The organism is Marinilabilia salmonicolor JCM 21150 (genome assembly GCF_000259075.1).
In the GTDB taxonomy this organism is placed as follows: Bacteria; Bacteroidota; Bacteroidia; order Bacteroidales; family Marinilabiliaceae; genus Marinilabilia; species Marinilabilia salmonicolor.
The window spans coordinates 92,713-111,921 of the sequence record NZ_AJKI01000030.1; the positions used below are offsets into that span (position 1 = coordinate 92,713).

The window sequence follows — 19,209 nt, forward strand, 5'->3', positions numbered from 1 at the left end:
TTTAATTTGATTTCAGGTAACTCATTACCGAATTTAAAAAATTAAGTTTTTAGAAAATAAATAACAAACAAAAAAGTTTATTATGGCAAAAGCAAAATTCTCTATCACTGGAAAAAATGATAATCCCACAAAATTCGTCGCAAAAGCCCGTAATTTTGAAATTGTAATTGATGAACCTGAAAACCTCGGAGGAACCAATGCCGGTCCAAATCCAGTTGAATATATTCTTGCCGGTTATGCCGGATGTATCAATGTAATGGGCCACATCATCGCCAAGGAACAAGGCATTGAACTAAATGGGATGGAAATCAGCCTTGAAGGCGACCTGGATCCGGACAAACTATTTGGAAAACCAACGGATGCAAGAGCAGGATATCAGGAAATTCGTCTTCGGGTAAAACCTGACTCTTCGGCAACTCCGGAACAATTAAAAAAATGGATTGATGAAGTAGAATCCCGTTGTCCGGTAAACGACAATCTGGCCAACACCACTCCGGTTAAAGTTGAAGTTGTATAAAAAAACAAGCACACGGTAAGTTGTATTTACCGTGTGCCTATTTTTTATTAGCAAAAAATACAATAGTCAGTTGAAAAAATCTTAAACACAGAGAGGCATTAACGCAAAGATTTATGATCACAGCGAATACCGGCCCCCCTACCCTCTTATGAATCGTAACGATTAGTTATCATCCTCAGGCCGCTTTAATTTAAACCGGATTCTCAAGACCCCGTTGTTATCAAAAGAACTCGACCCAAAAATAAACTGCCCCACTTCGGAGGTATTCTTAACATGAGCGCCGATACACGGACAAGCATCAAATTCTCCGATGGTGACGATGCGTATTTCCTCCTCAGCATCTTCAGGCAACCTCCTGATGTTAAATTTTTTCCCTGCATCCGATTTTGAAAGCCAATGTTCTTCTACCGGCAAGTGTCGTTTCAACTGCTCATTTACATGATTTTCTACCATTTTTTCTTCATCCAAAGTCAGTGAGCGGTCAAATTTATAATCACACTTTGATTTTTTTCTCTCCAGATGACTGCTGAACGCCCTTTCTATTCCAAATAAATTCACCATTGTCTTATTCAGAATGTGTTCGGCAGTATGCATTTGTGGATCGTAATTTTTCATGAAATCACCCCCGATCCTGTCAATTCATCGTTTTCGTACCATGCAGCAAACTGACCCGCTGTAATTCCACGCTGCGGTTCATCAAAAACGATAAACATTCCATTCTCCCGTTTTATCAACACACCTTCCTGCAATGGCTGACGATAGCGAATACGCACTTTCAGACGCCGCGATTCACCGTCTTTCAATGCCAGATCAGGACGAATCCAGTGGACTTCCTCAGTATTTATCTTCAAAACATTCCGGTAAAGACCGGGATGCTCTTTTCCCATTCCCACAAACACCTGATTGAATTCAACGTCGATACCGATGACAAACAATGGTTCAGCGAAACCACCAATATCCAGTCCTTTACGCTGACCAATGGTATAAAAATGAGCCCCGTTGTGTTCGCCAATCCTTTTTCCATGTTTGGGATGAAAAGGAAAAGATGCCGACAATTCTTCCAGCAAATCACTGTTAGCATCAGGTCCGGCATTACTCCAATCCCTTTGAAACAAATCACTCTCCGGAGGGATTAGGAAGACCCGGCCTTTCTTTGCCTCCAGCTTTTGTTGCAGAAAAACAGGCAAATCCACTTTTCCGACAAAACAAATCCCTTGCGAGTCTTTTTTATGGGCCGTCACCAACTTCAACTCTCCCGCAACTTTTCGAACTTCTGGCTTCACCATCTCTCCAATGGGAAAAAGAGCTTTAGATAATTGTTTCTGGCTCAACTGACAAAGGAAATAGCTCTGATCTTTATTACCATCGGAACCAGCCAGTAAGCGATGTACCTCTCCACTCTCTGTTTTGATGGTTTCTTTTCGGCAATAATGCCCGGTAGCCACATAATCAGCTCCAAGTTCAAAAGCCTTGTCCATGAAAACATCAAACTTTATTTCTCTGTTGCACAACACATCCGGGTTGGGAGTGCGCCCTTTTTCATATTCCGAGAACATATAATCCACCACTCTGGCGCGATACTCAGTACTCAAATCCACAAAATGAAAAGGAATATTTAATTTACGGGCAACTGCCTCGGCATCAAATTTATCATCAAGCCAGGGACAATCGGATTCCAGTACTCCGGTGGTATCGTGCCAGTTTTTCATAAAAAGACCAATTACCTCATACCCCTGTTCCTGCAGAACCCGGGCTGCCACACTGGAATCAACACCTCCCGAAAGGCCAACAACAACACGCTTCTTTTGATTTGTCATTCATCTTTGTTTTGGTCTGCAAATTTAATGGTTTTGTTCCGATTAACAGCAAAAACGAAAAACGGGATTCTCCAGAAGAAGAATCCCGTTCCAACCAATTGTCAACAAACAAAATACTATTCGTTTTTTAACACAACCGCTTCGTTCTTCGAGCGTCCGGTTGCCTTTGCTATCTCATCACATTTCACCATAAACAAAAAATACAATCGTTTATGGTTCACTTGTCCGTAGAGCCCTTCAAAATTCCCCTGCCCTTTGGATATGATCACATCAGCATTATTGAAAATCTCCATAAACTCATCTGAGCAATATTCTGTCAAAGTGGATGGGGCATCGAAACCATTATCCACTACTTGTGCAACTTCATGCATTCTCACTTCTTCTGCCTCGATGATTGTCACATCATTAAGAACTGGTTTTCCCCTTACAGCAAAAAAAAGATTGGGATGATTAAGCGTTTCAATAAAAAGTTTGTCGGTAACAATTTCTCCGGCATTATCGCCAAGATAAAGTACCATCCGGGCTTGTTCAATATCCCGAAATAATTCATCGGAATGATCTATCCCCATTTTTTTATCCAATGCTTCAGAAAATGTGGCGTCCAGATCGAACTCATGTGGTGGACCAAAATCTATAATATTACCGGCAAGTGCATACCTCAAGGCTGTCTTAAGAGGATCATCGCTGCCCAAAACTTCCTTTTTCAACTGTCCATATCGCCCCAGAAGAATATTATTATAAAATTTTTTTTCTTCAAAATAAAGATCTGTTATCCCCGTCTCCTCCCTAACAAGTCTGTTTAGAAACTGTGCACTAAGGGGGGAAGGTTGATTCACTCCATTGTTTTGCAAAAAATCCTCAAAAACACCTTTTAAAACAATCTGCCTTTCCTCAGAAATTTCATATTTGTTAAATAACCGGGTAGCTTGTTTACGCAGGCAAGGCACACAATTCACATCAATCATAAATAAATTTTAATGACTACATTGGTTGACACCTGCAATCAACTTATCTGCCAGAAAATCATCAACCAGTTCCAAAGGTTTTTTCGCAGGAACACCGATAACCGGTTGTACACCAAATTGCTTAAACAAATCAACAGCCTTTTGTCCAATTCCTCCAACAAGAACCACATTTACTCCTTCGTCGCTCAACCAGCGCGGAATAATGCCTGGTTCATGAGGAGGAGGAACAACCTCTTTGGTTTGTTTAACCTCTCCATCAACAACATCAGCAATAAAAAAAAACTCACAATGCCCAAAATGAGCACTCAAAACTCCGTTAACAACGGGAACTGCAATTCTCTGCTCCATATTTTACATTTAAAAAATTAACAAAAACAACCGGCCGGATTAAACAAAACGCTATAAAACAATCATAAACCCGGCCGGTTGATATCAATCATAAAGCAAGCACTGAAGAAATCATTTAGAAGTTACCGCGGCCCTTCATCCCTCTGCCACGCCCACGACCACTATTCCCCTGGCCGATACGGCGGCCTGCACCGCGTCTGTCCTCATCATTGGTATATCCAGCATTGTCATTTCCGCTGCAGAGGCCTTTGCCTCTTCCGGTACGGGCACCTTGTCCCATTGGTCCGGTTTTGTCTCCTCGTGGCATATAAACCTATTTTAAGTAAAAAATCCTAAACCACAAAGTGAACAAATGTTCATTTAAAAAGCAAATTTTTTTGAACTTTTATTTTATTGAATGCAACAACTCGGGAATAGTCAGGCGGGTAACTTTGTTCTTTTCATTCAGGGCGGTCATAACAAATAATGCTCTTGCAGAAAGAGCTTTTTCATTGGAATAGAGAGGTTCACTAAAAATCTCAACCTCCACTTCAAGCTTAACCCCTCCTGCATTTTTTACATTTGCGACAACCTCGGCTATTGAATTTTCCTGAACCGGACAAATAAACTCCACATTCTCAACTTTAGCAGTGAACATTTTTTGACGGGTGGCGCGAGTTGCACAAATAAAAGCCACCTCATCCATCCACTTCATCAATTCTCCGCCAAAAAGAGTTTCATTGGCATTTAACGTACCGGGAAACACCATTTTACACTGTCGGGTTTCTGCATCCCTAAAAAATTCCTGATGTGACATAACGCTTAATTTTGCCTGCAAAAATAGAAATAAAAGTTGAGTTGCCGAACAATCGTTCACTACTGCAACAATAGGATTCAATGAAATTACCTATATTTGCAAAATAAAATTTTCAGTAGATGCCAAATCAACGACGCCAAAGAAAGATTCAATCTCCTCCCCCCATGGATGGCTTTAAGCCTTATGGAGTGCGGATGAAAAACATGGAAAAAGTCATTTTACTTTTCGAAGAATACGAAGCCATTCGGCTGATAGATCATGAAGACCTGAACCAGGAAGAAGCTGCCGCAAGAATGGATGTTTCAAGGCCAACATTTACCCGCATTTACAAAAAAGCCCGGCAAACAGTTGCCAAAGCACTGGTGGAAGGCAAGGCATTATTAATAGAAGGCGGAACTTACATTTCTGAAAACTATTGGGTTCGTTGCAGTAAATGCTCAAAACTGACAACCGCACCGGATCCGGTGAAGAATTGTCCTCATTGTCATTCAGATAAGATGAAAAACATTCATCAACCAGAATAAAAAAAACCGGCCATAAAAAAGCCGGTTTTTTTTATTTTATACTTTTAAGAGTCATTTTTCTTTTTCCCAAATTTCTTCCATATCCTCTAATGTCCGGCCTTTGGTTTCAGGAACAAATTTCCATACAAATATCAATGACAGAACACTCATGATGCCATAAACACTGTAAGTCATTGCTCCACTGAACTCCATCATAGCAGGGTAGGTAGATGAAATCAGGTAATTTGCAGACCACTGAGCGGCAACAGCAATAGCTACAGCTTTACCCCGTATCCTATTCGGGAATATCTCAGATATCAGCACCCAGGTAATGGGGCCCCACGACATCATAAATGAAGCAGTATAAACAATCATAAACACAAGGGTACTGATGCCAATAACATCGAAATAGGCTAGGCCGGCAATGGCAAACATACCAATGGCCATACCCGAAGACCCAACAATCAACAAAGGTTTCCTACCCCATTTGTCAACAGTAAATATAGCCACAACCGTAAAGACCACATTCACAAGCCCCATGATTACTGTTTGCATCATAGAAGCATCTTTAGCAGCACCCATGCTCTCAAAAATACGGGGGGCATAATACAAAGCAACATTGATACCCACGAACTGCTGGAAAATTGAGAGTAAAATACCAACAACAATAACGGTCTTCCCAAAGGAGAATAATTTACCGGAATGATGTTCCACACTGTTTTTAATATCCTTCATAATGGAACGTGCCATTTCCTTACCGTTGATTCGGTTCAGAATACTAATGGCTTTTTCATCCTGATGATTCAACGCGAGGTAACGGGGCGTTTCAGGAACCAGAAAAAGTAACAAACCAAACAAACCGGCAGGAACCGTTTCTGATAAGAACATTCTTCTCCATCCTACCTCATTGATCCACTCCAATGTCTGACCATGTGCAATACCCCAGTTCACAAAATAAACCACCAGCATTCCGAATATGATGGCAAACTGATTTAGAGACACCAGTGTACCGCGAATTTTGGCAGGGGCAACTTCCCCAATGTACATCGGGCTCACAGCAGAAGCAAGTCCCACTCCGATTCCCCCGATTACCCGGTAGAAATTAAACATTACCAATAACCCAATACTGGGTTCTCCATCCTGAAAAAACAAAAATTCGGGATAAGCAGAACCCAACGCAGAGATGAAGAACAATATGGCAGCAAACTGAAGCGAGCGTTTCCGCCCGAATTTGGAAGCAAGAATACCAGAAATCAACCCACCAATAATACAACCTATTAAAGCGCTGGAAGTAGTAATTCCATGCACTAACGTACTCAAGCCCTGACTGTCAATCAGAAATGCCTGCACAGACTTCTCTGCCCCTGAAATAACAGCCGTGTCATAGCCAAAAAGAAGTCCACCCAGGGTGGCTACAAGAGTAATAGCAATAACATAAAACTTATTTTGTTCTTTCATGAAAATATCTTTTATACTTAGTTTACAAAATACACTACGAAACTACAATAATTTAAATTAACTAAACAATATTAACAATTAATCTCCCGGTAAAAAAGAAGCGACAACTGAGAGTTACAGCGTCGCTTCCATATTTAGAAAAACCTACGGCATAGTTTAGATATACAGGTTAATCAATTGTTCATAGAGTTCCTGCTTACCACTGGTCATTGCAGGCTCACCTGTTTCAAGAGCAATCTTACGCAGATCCCCAAGGGTCAATTTACCATTCTCAAATTCTGCTCCTTTACCATTGTCAAATGAAGAGTAACGAGCTGAACGCATGTTTTTGTAATCAGAGTCAGTCAGGATTTTGTCAGCTGACTTCAGAGCACGGGCAAAAACGTCCATTGCAGCAATATGAGCAATAAATAGGTCATCACGATCGGTAGAGTTACGACGCAATTTTGCATCGAAATTCACACCACCGGTGGTGAAACCACCAGTCTCAAGAATTACAAGCATAGCTTCAATGGTCTCGTAGATATTGATGGGAAACTGATCTGTATCCCATCCGTTCTGATAGTCACCACGGTTGGCATCGATACTTCCAAGTAATCCTGCATTAGCAGCCATCTGCAATTCATGCTGGAAGGTATGCTGAGCCAAGGTAGCATGGTTAACTTCGATATTGAGTTTAAAGTCCTTGTCCAAACCATACTGACGCAGGAAACCAATTACAGTTTCAGAGTCAAAATCGTACTGGTGCTTAGTGGGCTCCATTGGCTTAGGCTCAATCAGGAAAGTCCCGTTAAACCCATTTTTACGACCATAATCACGCGCCATAGTGAGCAACTGAGCCAAATGTTCTTTTTCACGCTTGGTATCGGTATTCAGTAAAGACATATAACCTTCACGTCCTCCCCAGAAAACATAATTTTCACCACCAAGAGCAACAGTAGCATCAATGGCATTTTTAATCTGAGTTCCGGCGTGGGCAAGCACATTAAAATCGGGGTTGGTACCGGCACCGTTCATATAACGGGGGTTGCTGAACACATTGGCAGTACCCCAAAGCAACTTGATACCAGTAGCTTTTTGCTTTTCCTTAGCATAATCAATCATGGTTTGAAGGCGCTTCTCAATATCTCCGACAGCACCATCTTCTACAACATCAATGTCGTGAAAGCACCAGAAAGGCATACCCAGCTTGGTCATAAACTCAAAAGCAGCATCCATACGGTTTTTGTTACGCTCCTCTACATCAGACGAAGCATCCCATGGAAATTTGGTTGTACCACCACCAAACGGATCGCCACCATCACCGGTCATTGCATGCCAGTATGAAAGCGCAAAGCGAAAATGCTCCTTCATGGTTTTTCCGGCAACAACCTCATCTTCGTTATACCATTTGAAAGCCAAAGGATTCTTTGAATCTTTACCCTCAAATTTAATTTTCCCTATCCCGGGAAAGTACTCTTGTTTTCCAATTAATACATCCATTGTTCTTTATTTTAAAAGTTTATTTAATTGTTGCTTCCAGTCTTCGTAATGTTCATTCACTTTGTCCTTATCAGCATCAGGCTTAATAACCTCGAGCCGGGTGAGATTATCGAAAGCTTCCTTCGGACTATTCCAGATACCGGCACCTACCGCCGCCCCACGGGCAGCCCCCAGAGATCCATCGGTATCATACAGTTCAATAGTTGCATCGGCCAGGTTGGCAAGTGTTTGGCGGAATAGCGGACTCAGGAACATATTGGCTTTTCCGGCACGAATCACTTTGGTATTTACTCCCATATCAGCCATAATATCCATCCCATACCTAAAGGAAAAGGCAATACCTTCCTGACCTGCTCTCAGCAGGTGTGCTTGTTTATGAATATTAAAGTTCAATCCTTTAAGCACAGCACCGGGATTAACATCTTCCAAAACCCGTTCAGCCCCATTTCCGAATGGGAAAAACCGCAGTCCTTCAGCCCCCACAGGAGCTTGCATTGCCACCTCATTAATTTCGGGATAATCCAGTTCTTTAGCAGTATTCTGACGCAACCAGGCATTAAGAATACCGGTTCCGTTGATGCAGAGTAGGATTCCCAGGCGACGCTGATCGGCAGTATGGTTCACATGAGCGAATGTATTCACTCTTGATTTCGGATCGGGAGCCAATCTGTCGCTAACTCCGTAAACCACTCCGGAAGTTCCTGCGGTTGCAGCTACCTCCCCTGGTTCCAGTACATTCAATGAGAATGCATTGTTAGGCTGATCACCAGCTCTATAAGCTACAGGAATACCTACAGGCAATCCCAGTTCGGAAGCTACCCTGGAAGTCAACTCTCCCTGAGGAGCAAAAGTTCCAACCTGTTCAGGTAAAAGATCCTCTGCGAATCCAAAATATTCAAGCAATTCTTTTGAAACGGCGTCTGATTGAAAATCCACAAAGATTCCTTCAGACAACCCCGACAATGTGGTCGTTTTCTTCCCTGTAAGCCGGTAGGCAATATAATCACCGGGAAGCATAATTTTATCAATGCGTTTATAAACTTCAGGTTCATTTTCCTTAACCCACTTCAATTTCGCAGCAGTAAAATTACCGGGAGAATTGAGCAAATGATTCAATGACCATTCCTCACCAAGAGTTTTAAATGCCTCACGCCCATAATCAACAGCCCGGCTATCACACCAGATTATAGATGGCCGAACCACATTTCCGTCTTTATCAAGAGCCACGAGTCCATGCATCTGATAGGTAATACCAATGGCTTTAATTTCAGATACATCAATCTTCGCAGTATCCAAAACTTCCTTAAGTGCATTTTTAATATTTTCCCACCAATCTTCAGGTGCCTGTTCAGCCCATTCAGCCTTTGGAACCGAAATGGCCATCTCTGTTTTTGGATAAAATGCCGAGGCGGCGCTGGTACCTTTCTCTATATCCAGAAGACTTACCTTTACTGATGAGCTTCCTATGTCAAAACCAAGTGTGTACTTCATCTTACTCTGTTCTGTTCTGGTTAGATATTTAAAATTCTTTGTATTAGTCCGTTATTAATTTTATTTTATTATAAGGATTCTCTGATTCGTAAAGTAGTTGGAATACAGAGTCGCATGGGCTCATCATTGGCCACAAACTCAGCTGCTTTCCTGCCCATTTCTGCAAAATCAGTTGACAGGACAGTGATTCCTTTGTAAATAAACTTCTTCATTGGTGTTTCATTGTAAGAAATAAACCCAACATCCTGTCCGGGCTCCAGATTTTTCTCCCGTGTTTGTTCAAGAAACCGACCAAGAATCCGGTCACTTACACTAATATAAGCAACCCCTTTCTTAATATCAAATAAATCACTGTTTTTTAAGACATCATATTTGACATGATGTTTCTTGCAAAACTTAATAAAATAATTAGCCGATTCATATGGGTGATTGGTGTATTCGGGATAAATAAACTCAAAATGATTATATTTTTTAATCAGATGCAGTGCCTTTTCCAATTCATCAAACAGTGGCCGACCAAAGTCCTGATAAAGAATATTACTTTCAGGTGTTGAGTACAGATTCCAGTCAATGAGCAAAAGCTTATCCTGGGGAATAACGCCCAAAATGTCCTGCATAGAAGGATCATCAAACGGCATTACCACATATTTAGCATATTTTCCAATGCTTTCCTCTATCTGTTTTTTAAATACATCAGGTTTATAGTGGTGAAAATGAACATCTGCGATGACATTTTTCGGCAAATTCTTAAAGAAAGAATCGTACAGCACCTCTTTGTAAGCCTTAAAGGTATCAAGAAACAAAAATACTCTTCTAATTTCTTTGGCAATAAAATACCCTTTATTCGGCACACTTTCAATCACACCCTGCTCTTTCAACAAAGAGTATGCTTTAAAAACAGTATCTCTTGAAAGGGAATATTCTTTGCAAACCTGATTTACGGATGGCAAATGGTCACCTATGCTAAGCTTTTTTTCTGAAATTGCATTGTTTACAGACTCTACCAACTGACGAAACTTTGGAACATCCGAAGTACTGTCAATCAGGAACTTAAACTCGTATTTTTTGTTATTTTCAGCCATTCTGTTCTGGTATGTGGACAGTGCAAATATAGTTTATTTATAATTACGACCATAAAATGTTCAATAAAAAAATTCCACTCACCCAAACATCAAACGCTAAAACATTGGTTTAAAAATAATTAATTCGCATTTTTTTTTTCAACAATCAATTTTATTCTCTATCCTGCCTTACAAATAAAAAATTAAGGTGTAAACCGACTAAAACAAGAGAGCAACAACCGGAGGTTTTTAGTTGCCTCCCCCATCTCTGCTCAATAATTAAAGCAGGTTAAGAATGTTTATTTTGAACAGGTTTGGTTAAATATCATTAATAAACCCCCTCCCGGGCCAATAAAACAAATAAAGAGACTACATTTGCACCGGTTTTGGAAGAAATTTGTTTAAAAACAGAAACTTTTGAAACAGGTCGCTGCAATTGTCAGTCAAACTAAAATCTGCAAATCAGATATTGATCATACAGTTGCCAAACCTGACCGGACAAAACGATAGAAGATCCAATCGTCCGGCTTTTTACTTCACGTTAATTCAACCAAAAAAGATGGGCGGTTGTGAAAGCGTGAAACTCATTACTGGGAACACGTTTCTTTTTTGGTTGTAAGCATTCCGCAAATTCTATCAAAGAAACATTTTGGGATTTTAAAGGTAACGTCAGGATTTTACTGACATACCAAGATATGTCTGATCGGTAAACGTTCAGTCATCCTGGAGTTTTATAATGTCATTTTCCAGCAAGACAAGAAATTGGGTCCATCTTACAAAATGCATATCACCCAAAAGGTGATTTCTAATTTATCATTTATGATTACATTTAAAGAAACCGGGTTGAAACCCGAAATTTTAAAATCTCTGGACGAAATGGGATTTGAAACACCAACCCCCATTCAGGCAGAGACCATACCTTACATTCTGGAATCCACCAATGACCTGGTAGCCCTGGCCCAAACAGGCACAGGTAAAACAGCTGCTTTTGGACTGCCGGTTCTTAATAAAATAGAGACCGATAAAAAGGATATTCAAAGCATTGTTCTTTGTCCAACCAGAGAATTGTGTCTCCAGATAACCAGCGATCTCCACAAATTCAGCAGCAATTCTCCTATTACGGTTGTTCCTGTTTACGGTGGAGAACCTATCTATCGCCAGCTGGGTGCGCTCAAAAAAGGCTGCCACATGGTCGTAGGTACCCCCGGACGTGTAAATGACCTCATCAACCGGGAAAAACTGGATCTGTCCTCTGTTCGTTTTCTGATCCTGGACGAGGCGGATGAGATGTTGAAGATGGGATTCAAGGATGAGATGGATGCCATACTGGCTCAGACACCCGCCATGAAGCAAACACTGTTATTCTCAGCAACCATGCCTCCGGATATTGCCTCATTGACCGGAAGATATATGAACACCCCGCACAGAATTAGTGTTACCAGTCAAAATAAAACAGCAGAAAATATCGACCATAAATATATGGTCACCTCACCTCCGACCCTTTATCCGGCATTGCGACGATTTGCAGATATGCATACCGACATCTACAGCATTGTATTTTGTCGCACACGACAGGAAACAAAGGATATTGCAGACAAACTTATTGCAGACGGATACAATGCCGACTCACTGCATGGAGACCTTTCTCAGGGCCAAAGAGACCTTGTAATGGGACGTTTTCGCAAAAAGCATCTTCAGATTCTGGTCGCAACAGACGTTGCTGCCAGAGGACTTGATGTAACTGAGTTGACCCACGTAATTCACTATCATCTTCCCGATGACCCGGAAAACTACGTACACCGAAGCGGAAGAACCGGCCGGGCAGGCAAATCCGGTATTTCAATGGCCATCATCACACCGGGAGAGCAAAGAAAAATTAAGATGCTGGAAAAACAAGTAAAAACATCCTTCACCAAGGAAATGATTCCGCAGGGGAAAGAAGTTTTCAAGCGCCGTTTATCCACATATCTGGACAATGTGGCAGAGTTTGATGAACAGCAATTCCCGGTGGCTGAATTTGAAGATGTAATCAATGAAAAACTGGGACATCTGAGCAAGGAAGAATTACTGAATAAATTTATGTCGAAAGAATTTGGCCGGATTTATCAGGAATACAAAAATTCAACAGACCTGAATTCAACCGGTAATTCGGCCCAAAGAAAAGGACGCGGTCCCAAAAAAGCAGGAGCAGGACGAAAAAGCAACCGCCTTTCCCGATTTTCCATCAACCTGGGAGAAAAAAATAACCTTCGTCCCGATTTACTGATCAACATTATCAACAGACATACCCCGGAGTACAAAATCCGCATTGGAAAAATTGATATTCAAAACAAACACACTGTATTTGAAGCAGACGGTAATTACGAGAAAGAATTAATCAAAGCTTTCCGGAAAGCTCGTTACAAAGGAAATAATCTTTCCGTCCAGACATTCCGTTAGGAACAAGAAAACAAACATTTACAAAACCGTGGTATTTTATGATATCACGGTTTTTTTTTCAAAAAAAAGAGGGGCGTCCACAAATGCTATGTGAACGCCCCTCAATTAACCAAACCTAACCCTAAACTATGAGAAAACTTAATTAAATATAAACAAAGCTCGTTTCTATGTCAATAGAAAAGATGTTAAATACAAAACCTTGCTTATTTGTTTTCCTATAATAAGTAAACAAACAAACAGGAAAAAAGATTAAAAGAGCAGGAAAAAATTTCCTGCTCTTTTTCACTTAACCTAATTAACCTAACCTTACCTAAACCTATGAAAAACCCCTTTGTTTTTCAGGTTGCAAATATAAGTTGAAAATAGATTCACAGGCAAACCTGCTAAGTTAAACTTAGTTAAAGAGATCTGAGACACAAAATCAAAACTTATAATTAAATGATATACTGAGATTTTCCCTGAACTGGACATAATCCGATTCGTTGCTGTAATATCTGAGATATGTAGCAATACGGGTACTCAAAAAGACATTGATCTGCATATCAAGGATAAGCTCCCATTCTGCCTGAATCTGGTTGTCATCTCTCATATATTCGTAGAAAAAATCCATCTTGGACCGAAGGTTAAAATCTTTCGCAATGGTCCGACTGAAACTATTAACAATGGAAGCTCCTCCCATATTATCAACTTTCTTATCCTCAGGAATTTTATATCTGGTCTGATCAAACTTTACTGTATCTGTTACAATGGTCATTTTGGAAGTAAAAGGCAGAATCATGAGGGTAAAATTCTTCTCCTTGTAATCCATACCAAGTGCCATTGTTAGATAACCGGGGGCCATAAAACCAGACACAGGATTCTCCTTTTCCGTATCACTACTCTCATAACCATTAAAAAACTGCGTCTTAAAGTTTAAAAGACCACTGTAAAACCATTTTTTACCGGCACTCAAACCATACTTAGAGTTCAGTTCTATCAAATCGTCATTAAACCGTGATTTTTTATCCTCTGTATTCAATATTCCCAACTTGTGAATGATGTAACTTTCCCACTCCACATTGTTTTTCTTGTATCTGGCCTGTAACCGGAGGTCACTCAATAAAGCAATTGAATTCTCACCACCTTTCACCCAATTTTCCTGAAATGCCTGCGAAACCTGAATATTTTCTGTTCCGCCATACACCCATGTACGTTGGATTGCCTTTTTCTTTTCTAATTTCTTATTGGTTTCCGGTGATTCCCATTGCAACAAACTGCTTATACTCTCATTGGCAGACCGGTGACTGATATATCCTTCTCCATAATAAAACCTTGGTGGATCGGGTATCTCACTCCATAATTCATCCGCATATTCAGGCTTTTCATACAACGCCCTCGTCATCAGTGCATCCGCAGGTGACCAATCAAAAGAATCTTTCAGAGTATCGGCCCTGGCAGGATGCCTGAGAAAATTTTGATATTCAGAAACAGAGAGTTTTAAATGAACCGAAGTATCGTACTCAAATGGTCTATCCTCTCTCCCCTTATACTTTAAACTCATTGCATAGGGATTGTACACGGAAGATTTCTGCCAATGGGGAGATAAACTCCATGGATTATGAAACCCTCTAAAAAGGACTCTAGAAAATAATCTATTGCGATCCCATTGGCGCAACACCTGATTTCGGATAAACTGGTTCAAATAATTTTGGCTTTTGATTTTAATTCTCCCTATCGAAAACCATCTTTTTTCTGCATACAAGGAGTCCAATTTCATCAGGCGTTGTAAAACTGCAGTATTGTCCTGATCCTCTAAAGAATCAGGAGTAATCATTATCCGCGATTTCTGATGATCCGGAATTACCAGGTCCACCTTCACCGAATCCACGGAAAGAACCTGACTGAAACTATCGGAAGCAAAACCGATAAAAAGAAAAAGAAGAAAAAAGACCCGTTCTAACATATTGTTCAAAATTCTGGCTGTAAAAATAATGGTTTTTAACGGAACATAAAGATTAGACATCCATGAATAACATTATGCATAAAGCGGGCCAGGAGATGTTATTGCTAATAAAACGAAGCTATCTGAATATTTATTTTCCAGAATTAAGAACTATTGTAGCTTTGCAAAGAGCATAACTCTAAATTAAATGAAAGACTTGACCAACGGTCCTGAAGGGCGTGTCATATTGCGGTTTGCTATCCCCATGGTGATTGGCAATATCTTCCAGCAACTCTACAATGTGATAGATTCCATCATCGTAGGGAAAGTGCTTGGAGAGCAAGCCCTGGCAGCTGTTGGAGCATCTTTCCCAATTTTCTACACCCTTATAGCATTTGTAATTGGTATAGGCAGCGGAGCCACCGTGGTAATCAGTCAATACTTTGGGGCAAAAAAGTTTGAAGAAGTCCGGAAGGCAATAGGGACGATATACATCTTTATTTTTATCGCATCCCTTTTACTCAGTACCTTTGGCATTCTGTACAGTAAAGAAATATTCACTCTCCTGAAAGTAGGAGAAGATGTGATGCCGGAAGCCATCAGTTACTTCACCATATACATCTCAGGTCTGGTTGTATTTTTCGGATTCAACAGCACGGCTTCCATCCTCAGAGGATTAGGAGACAGCAAAACGCCCCTGCTTTTTTTCTCTATTTCCACATTGGCCAACATCGGATTGGATTTGTTGTTTATTCTGGTTTTCAAATGGGGTATCGAAGGGGCCGCCATTGCAACCGTAGTAGCACAAGGTGGTGCGTTTATCACCGCCATTCTGGTATTAAATAACCGGGATCACCTGATTCATTTCGGTTGGAAAACACTGGTATTTGACAGGTTCATATTCAGGCAGAGTGCACGCATCGGGCTCCCTACAGGATTTCAACAAGCCTTTGTAGCACTGGGCATGATGGCCCTGATCCGGATTATTAACAATTTTGACACCCCTGTTCTTGCAGCATACACTGCTGCCAGCCGTATTGATGCGCTGGCAGCCATGCCTGCCATGAATCTGGCCTCTGCCCTGGCAGCATTTGTGGGTCAAAACCTAGGTGCAGGCCGCATCGACCGAATAAAAAAAGGTTTGCGTGCAACCCTGTTTATGACCTGGGCAATTAGTTTTTTTGTTATGGCAGTGGTTATATTTCAGGGAGAGGCCTTGATGTCCTTATTTTCAAACAATCCAGAGGTCATTAAACACGGACACAACTATTTGATCATCATCAGCTCCTTTTACCCTGTATTCTCCACCATGTTCACTATGCATGGAACGCTGAGAGGAGCAGGTGATACGCTAATACCAATGTTTATTACCTTAATATCTCTCTGGATAGTACGAATACCTCTGGCAGCAGTTTTGTCGGATAAATTTGGCCCATCAGGAATATGGTGGGCTATTCCATTCGGATGGATGATTGGTCTGGCGGGAACATTCTTCTGGTATCTTTCAGGAAAATGGAAAAACAAGGGAGTTACAAAGAAAAAATCATTCTGAATATTTAAGTAATCTGATGCTTTCTTTAAATGTACGGATGGAGGAAACAACTGTGAAATCTGAGGGGAGTTTTGGCTGTAATTCTCTAATCTGCAACCCATTTACCATAAACGGAATATCAGGAAAAACATCTCTCAGGTTTTGAAACATCTTCTCCATTTCCTCCTTTTCACGGGCAGAGACAAAAGATACAAAGAAGGCATCTGCAGGACGGGCCTGGTTAACAACTTTCAGATCTCCCAGGGGCACTGACTGACCAAGATATACCACGTCCAGTCCCTCTTTGCGAGCCATCAGATTGTAAAAAAGAAGACCAATTTCATGGAGTTCTCCCTCGGGCAGAAAGAAAGTTATTCTCGGACCATTCACAGAAATATTCTGCATCTCATTATCAATAGCTACAATGAGTTTCTGACGTATCAGATTTGAAATAAAATGTTCCTGAGAGGGATTAATGGTACCTGCCTGCCAAAGGACACCAATCCTGTCCAGGAAAGGAAACAGAACCTTTTCCAGGGTATCTTCAAATCCATATTTTATGATGGTTCCGGAAAGGACATTGAGAAATTTCCGCTCATCCAGTTCAAGCATGGAAACCATTAGGCTTTCAATCTGGACCCCACTATTCCGGGCATCCACACATAAATCCAGAACCCGATCCCTGAGTTGATAATCATCCAGCTCCGCAATTTTGGAAATTTTAAACCCATTTTGATTCAGAATGGAGATATTCAGAAGTTTTTTTAAATCCGCATCTGAATAGTAACGAATATTGGTTGCTGTCCTCTTAGGCTCAACAAGGCCGTATCTTCGCTCCCAAATACGAATGGTATGCGCTTTAATTCCGGAGATTTTCTCCAGATCTTTTATGGAATAAACAGCCATAATGGATTGGTATAAACTAATTTAAACAGGACCCGCATTATCATCAGTCGCTCTACCACCGGATTGCTCTTTCGTTCTTAAACAAAAGTGCAATATCATGCCATATAAGGCCACAGCACTGATAACCGACAATTTTGTAGGTGTAACGACTGAAAAAAGACATTTGTTCATTTGAACAGCAAAAATAAAGAACAAAACTCAAAAATAAAAAACGGGACCTAAGGTGGAAAATCAAAGGTCCACCAAAGGCCCCGCCGTCAAAGGGAAGCTTAGCTCCAATTGTTCATATTATGGTACAATTACCTTGTCAATTACATGGACAATACCGTTGGTGGACTGCACATCTGCCAGCACAACGTTAATATCACCATCTATTACCACGCCGTTGTCTATATTAATCTCAAGATTTTTGGCATCGTTGAGGGTTGCCACAGAACCATTAGACAAATCAGTGGAAGCTACATTTCCACTAACAACATGAGCAAGTAATACATCTGTAAGCGTCGCTACATCTATATCTTCAATGCCTGAAACACCCAGGGCAGTAAACAAATCTTCAAAAGCAGCATTCACCGGAGCAAATACGGTAAAAGGACCTGCCCCATTCAACGTTTCAACCAATTCAGCTTTGACAACAGCCTCTACCAGAATGGAAAAATCAGGATTATCGAGAACCACATCTACCACAGTAGGCGGAAGAACCACTTCATCAATGGCATGAATAATTCCATTGGTAGCCACTACATCAGTAGCCACAACATTACTCGAACCGTTAAGCGTTACACCCTCACCCACACCTATCTGCAAACTTACATTTCTATCCTGAGCAGGACTCAGTGTTGGTACATAACCTGATGCCACATCCGCAGCAGGTACAAAAGCATCCACCACATGGTAAAGCAGTATTGGAGACAGATCATCAGCAGTCAGATCATCGAGGGTAACTCCAAGATCGGAGAGCAACTGATCGAAAGCTGAATTAACCGGCGCAAATACTGTGTAGAGAGCGCTTTCGTCCGCCAAAGCGTCCGCCAAACCAGCTTTGGTTACAGCGGCAGCCAGGGAGGCAAAATCAGCATTTGCAACAGCGTGCCCTGTTATCGAAAGAGGTAAAACCACCTTGTCTATCACATGAATAACACCATTGTCAGCCATCACATCTGTCTGCACAATCTCTGCGCGACCATTGAGCATCAAGCCTTCTTTATTCACGTAAAGCGACAAGTTATACCCTTCGGCAGGACCAGCAGACAAAGTGCTGTAATAGCCGGTTGTAACAGCTGAAGCCGGAGCTTCACCGTTTAAAACGTGATAAAGCAATACAGAAGAAAGGGTTTCATTTGGAATATCGTCCAACCCGGAAACACCCAACTCATTCAACAACGCAACAAAGGCATCATTGGTAGGAGCAAATACAGTAAAAGAAGCATCTTCAGCGGCCAATGCATCATCCAACCCTGTTTTAACCAATGCATCCACAAGAATCGAAAAATCATCATTGCCCGAAGCTACATCAACAATTGTGTTACTTTCCACAGGTTCCACAATCATTTCATTTTCGTCATCATCCTCGCTGCATGAAGCAAATACAAAAACACCCAGCAGCAAAATTGCCATCATTTTAAAACTTAACTTTTTCATGACCTTTGATTTTAATTTAGATTTATTTAAAATAGTTAATCTGGTAGTTAAACGGAGAAGATTATTTTTTGTTCATTGTTTTTTGTTGTTTCTTAAACATTTTGTTGTTTTTCACTCCCACCTCTTACTAACCAACTGTTTTTATGCTCTTTATGAATTGAAAATAATTTTGAATTTTCTCAATATTGTAGTGAAATAAATTTCTGGAGAGAGACAACTTTCCAATGTCATCTATAGTATGGTTTGGTTGTAGTTTAGAATACGTTCTTTTGATAAGATATTACTCTGCCTTGCTACCAATGACAGATTAGATACGGCAGATTAATTGACAGG

At 40.8% G+C, this 19,209-nt stretch carries 17 protein-coding genes; 4 read left to right on the forward strand and 13 right to left on the reverse strand.

What is annotated here, in order from left to right:
- The first annotated feature begins 82 nt into the window (after positions 1-82).
- Positions 83-517, forward strand: a complete 435-nt coding sequence (locus tag W7W_RS0114100) for an OsmC family protein (protein WP_010664362.1) — start codon at positions 83-85, stop codon at positions 515-517.
- Between the two features lie 162 nt (positions 518-679).
- On the opposite strand, the gene W7W_RS0114105 is transcribed toward W7W_RS0114100, so the two are convergent.
- The 6 genes from W7W_RS0114105 to W7W_RS0114135 form a co-directional block, all read right to left on the reverse strand.
- Positions 680-1,111, reverse strand: a complete 432-nt coding sequence (locus tag W7W_RS0114105; protein ID WP_010664363.1) for an alanyl-tRNA editing protein — start codon at positions 1,109-1,111, stop codon at positions 680-682.
- 17 nt (positions 1,112-1,128) lie between these two features.
- Positions 1,129-2,334, reverse strand: coding sequence for a tRNA 2-thiouridine(34) synthase MnmA (gene mnmA, locus W7W_RS0114110; RefSeq protein WP_010664364.1), 1,206 nt, complete (start codon positions 2,332-2,334; stop codon positions 1,129-1,131).
- A 116-nt stretch (positions 2,335-2,450) separates the two neighbouring features.
- Positions 2,451-3,299 carry a damage-control phosphatase ARMT1 family protein gene (locus W7W_RS0114120; RefSeq protein ID WP_010664365.1) on the reverse strand — a complete coding sequence of 283 codons (849 nt, stop codon included), beginning with the start codon at positions 3,297-3,299 and terminating at the stop codon, positions 2,451-2,453.
- 9 nt (positions 3,300-3,308) lie between these two features.
- Positions 3,309-3,647: a NifB/NifX family molybdenum-iron cluster-binding protein gene (locus W7W_RS0114125; protein ID WP_010664366.1), complete on the reverse strand. Its 339-nt coding sequence runs from the start codon at positions 3,645-3,647 to the stop codon at positions 3,309-3,311.
- A gap of 115 nt (positions 3,648-3,762) precedes the next feature.
- The gene (locus W7W_RS0114130) at positions 3,763-3,954 is read right to left on the reverse strand and encodes a DUF5320 domain-containing protein (RefSeq protein WP_010664367.1); all 192 of its coding nucleotides are present in this window, start codon (positions 3,952-3,954) and stop codon (positions 3,763-3,765) included.
- A gap of 78 nt (positions 3,955-4,032) precedes the next feature.
- On the reverse strand, positions 4,033-4,443 hold the full coding sequence (locus W7W_RS0114135; RefSeq protein WP_010664368.1) for an acyl-CoA thioesterase: 411 nt from the start codon (positions 4,441-4,443) through the stop codon (positions 4,033-4,035).
- 119 nt (positions 4,444-4,562) lie between these two features.
- Between W7W_RS0114135 and W7W_RS0114140 the strand changes: the two genes are divergently transcribed.
- Positions 4,563-4,967 carry a DUF134 domain-containing protein gene (locus tag W7W_RS0114140; protein WP_029510622.1) on the forward strand — a complete coding sequence of 135 codons (405 nt, stop codon included), beginning with the start codon at positions 4,563-4,565 and terminating at the stop codon, positions 4,965-4,967.
- Positions 4,968-5,018: 51 nt separating this feature from the next.
- Here the strand turns inward: W7W_RS0114140 and xylE are convergent, their stop codons facing one another.
- The 4 genes from xylE to W7W_RS0114160 all read right to left on the reverse strand — a co-directional run bounded on the left by xylE (position 5,019) and on the right by W7W_RS0114160 (position 10,459).
- The gene (gene xylE, locus W7W_RS0114145) at positions 5,019-6,404 is read right to left on the reverse strand and encodes a D-xylose transporter XylE (RefSeq protein ID WP_010664370.1); all 1,386 of its coding nucleotides are present in this window, start codon (positions 6,402-6,404) and stop codon (positions 5,019-5,021) included.
- Between the two features lie 156 nt (positions 6,405-6,560).
- Positions 6,561-7,886, reverse strand: a complete 1,326-nt coding sequence (gene xylA, locus W7W_RS0114150) for a xylose isomerase (protein WP_010664371.1) — start codon at positions 7,884-7,886, stop codon at positions 6,561-6,563.
- 6 nt (positions 7,887-7,892) lie between these two features.
- Positions 7,893-9,377, reverse strand: a complete 1,485-nt coding sequence (locus tag W7W_RS0114155; RefSeq protein ID WP_010664372.1) for a xylulokinase — start codon at positions 9,375-9,377, stop codon at positions 7,893-7,895.
- Positions 9,378-9,445: 68 nt separating this feature from the next.
- Positions 9,446-10,459, reverse strand: coding sequence for a GntR family transcriptional regulator (locus W7W_RS0114160; RefSeq protein WP_010664373.1), 1,014 nt, complete (start codon positions 10,457-10,459; stop codon positions 9,446-9,448).
- Between the two features lie 798 nt (positions 10,460-11,257).
- Here W7W_RS0114160 and W7W_RS0114165 point away from each other — a divergent pair.
- Complete coding sequence (locus tag W7W_RS0114165) at positions 11,258-12,877, forward strand: DEAD/DEAH box helicase (RefSeq protein WP_029510623.1); 1,620 nt, start codon at positions 11,258-11,260, stop codon at positions 12,875-12,877.
- A gap of 421 nt (positions 12,878-13,298) precedes the next feature.
- Here W7W_RS0114165 and W7W_RS0114170 read toward each other — a convergent pair whose 3' ends face one another.
- Complete coding sequence (locus W7W_RS0114170; RefSeq protein ID WP_010664375.1) at positions 13,299-14,879, reverse strand: DUF3078 domain-containing protein; 1,581 nt, start codon at positions 14,877-14,879, stop codon at positions 13,299-13,301.
- 127 nt (positions 14,880-15,006) lie between these two features.
- On the opposite strand from W7W_RS0114170, the gene W7W_RS0114175 reads away from it, so the two are divergent.
- The gene (locus W7W_RS0114175) at positions 15,007-16,350 is read left to right on the forward strand and encodes an MATE family efflux transporter (protein WP_010664376.1); all 1,344 of its coding nucleotides are present in this window, start codon (positions 15,007-15,009) and stop codon (positions 16,348-16,350) included.
- On the opposite strand, the gene W7W_RS0114180 is transcribed toward W7W_RS0114175, so the two are convergent.
- A complete protein-coding gene (locus W7W_RS0114180) occupies positions 16,342-17,235 on the reverse strand; it encodes a MerR family transcriptional regulator (RefSeq protein WP_010664377.1) in 894 nt (297 codons plus the stop codon). The two genes, W7W_RS0114175 and W7W_RS0114180, sit on opposite strands and share 9 nt — an antisense overlap.
- 288 nt (positions 17,236-17,523) lie before the next feature.
- The gene (locus W7W_RS24010) at positions 17,524-18,876 is read right to left on the reverse strand and encodes a fasciclin domain-containing protein (protein WP_010664378.1); all 1,353 of its coding nucleotides are present in this window, start codon (positions 18,874-18,876) and stop codon (positions 17,524-17,526) included.
- Between the last annotated feature and the right edge of the window lie 333 nt (positions 18,877-19,209).

Bases quoted from the DNA above. Each gene is read 5' to 3' on its own strand.
- W7W_RS0114100 (WP_010664362.1), top strand. From the start codon at position 83: ATGGCAAAAGCAAAATTCTCTATCACTGGAAAAAATGATAATCCCACA.
- W7W_RS0114105 (WP_010664363.1), bottom strand. From the start codon at position 1,111: ATGCATACTGCCGAACACATTCTGAATAAGACAATGGTGAATTTATTT.
- mnmA (WP_010664364.1), bottom strand. From the start codon at position 2,334: ATGACAAATCAAAAGAAGCGTGTTGTTGTTGGCCTTTCGGGAGGTGTT.
- W7W_RS0114120 (WP_010664365.1), bottom strand. From the start codon at position 3,299: ATGATTGATGTGAATTGTGTGCCTTGCCTGCGTAAACAAGCTACCCGG.
- W7W_RS0114125 (WP_010664366.1), bottom strand. From the start codon at position 3,647: ATGGAGCAGAGAATTGCAGTTCCCGTTGTTAACGGAGTTTTGAGTGCT.
- W7W_RS0114130 (WP_010664367.1), bottom strand. From the start codon at position 3,954: ATGCCACGAGGAGACAAAACCGGACCAATGGGACAAGGTGCCCGTACC.
- W7W_RS0114135 (WP_010664368.1), bottom strand. From the start codon at position 4,443: ATGTCACATCAGGAATTTTTTAGGGATGCAGAAACCCGACAGTGTAAA.
- W7W_RS0114140 (WP_029510622.1), top strand. From the start codon at position 4,563: ATGCCAAATCAACGACGCCAAAGAAAGATTCAATCTCCTCCCCCCATG.
- xylE (WP_010664370.1), bottom strand. From the start codon at position 6,404: ATGAAAGAACAAAATAAGTTTTATGTTATTGCTATTACTCTTGTAGCC.
- xylA (WP_010664371.1), bottom strand. From the start codon at position 7,886: ATGGATGTATTAATTGGAAAACAAGAGTACTTTCCCGGGATAGGGAAA.
- W7W_RS0114155 (WP_010664372.1), bottom strand. From the start codon at position 9,377: ATGAAGTACACACTTGGTTTTGACATAGGAAGCTCATCAGTAAAGGTA.
- W7W_RS0114160 (WP_010664373.1), bottom strand. From the start codon at position 10,459: ATGGCTGAAAATAACAAAAAATACGAGTTTAAGTTCCTGATTGACAGT.
- W7W_RS0114165 (WP_029510623.1), top strand. From the start codon at position 11,258: ATGATTACATTTAAAGAAACCGGGTTGAAACCCGAAATTTTAAAATCT.
- W7W_RS0114170 (WP_010664375.1), bottom strand. From the start codon at position 14,879: ATGTCTAATCTTTATGTTCCGTTAAAAACCATTATTTTTACAGCCAGA.
- W7W_RS0114175 (WP_010664376.1), top strand. From the start codon at position 15,007: ATGAAAGACTTGACCAACGGTCCTGAAGGGCGTGTCATATTGCGGTTT.
- W7W_RS0114180 (WP_010664377.1), bottom strand. From the start codon at position 17,235: ATGGCTGTTTATTCCATAAAAGATCTGGAGAAAATCTCCGGAATTAAA.
- W7W_RS24010 (WP_010664378.1), bottom strand. From the start codon at position 18,876: ATGAAAAAGTTAAGTTTTAAAATGATGGCAATTTTGCTGCTGGGTGTT.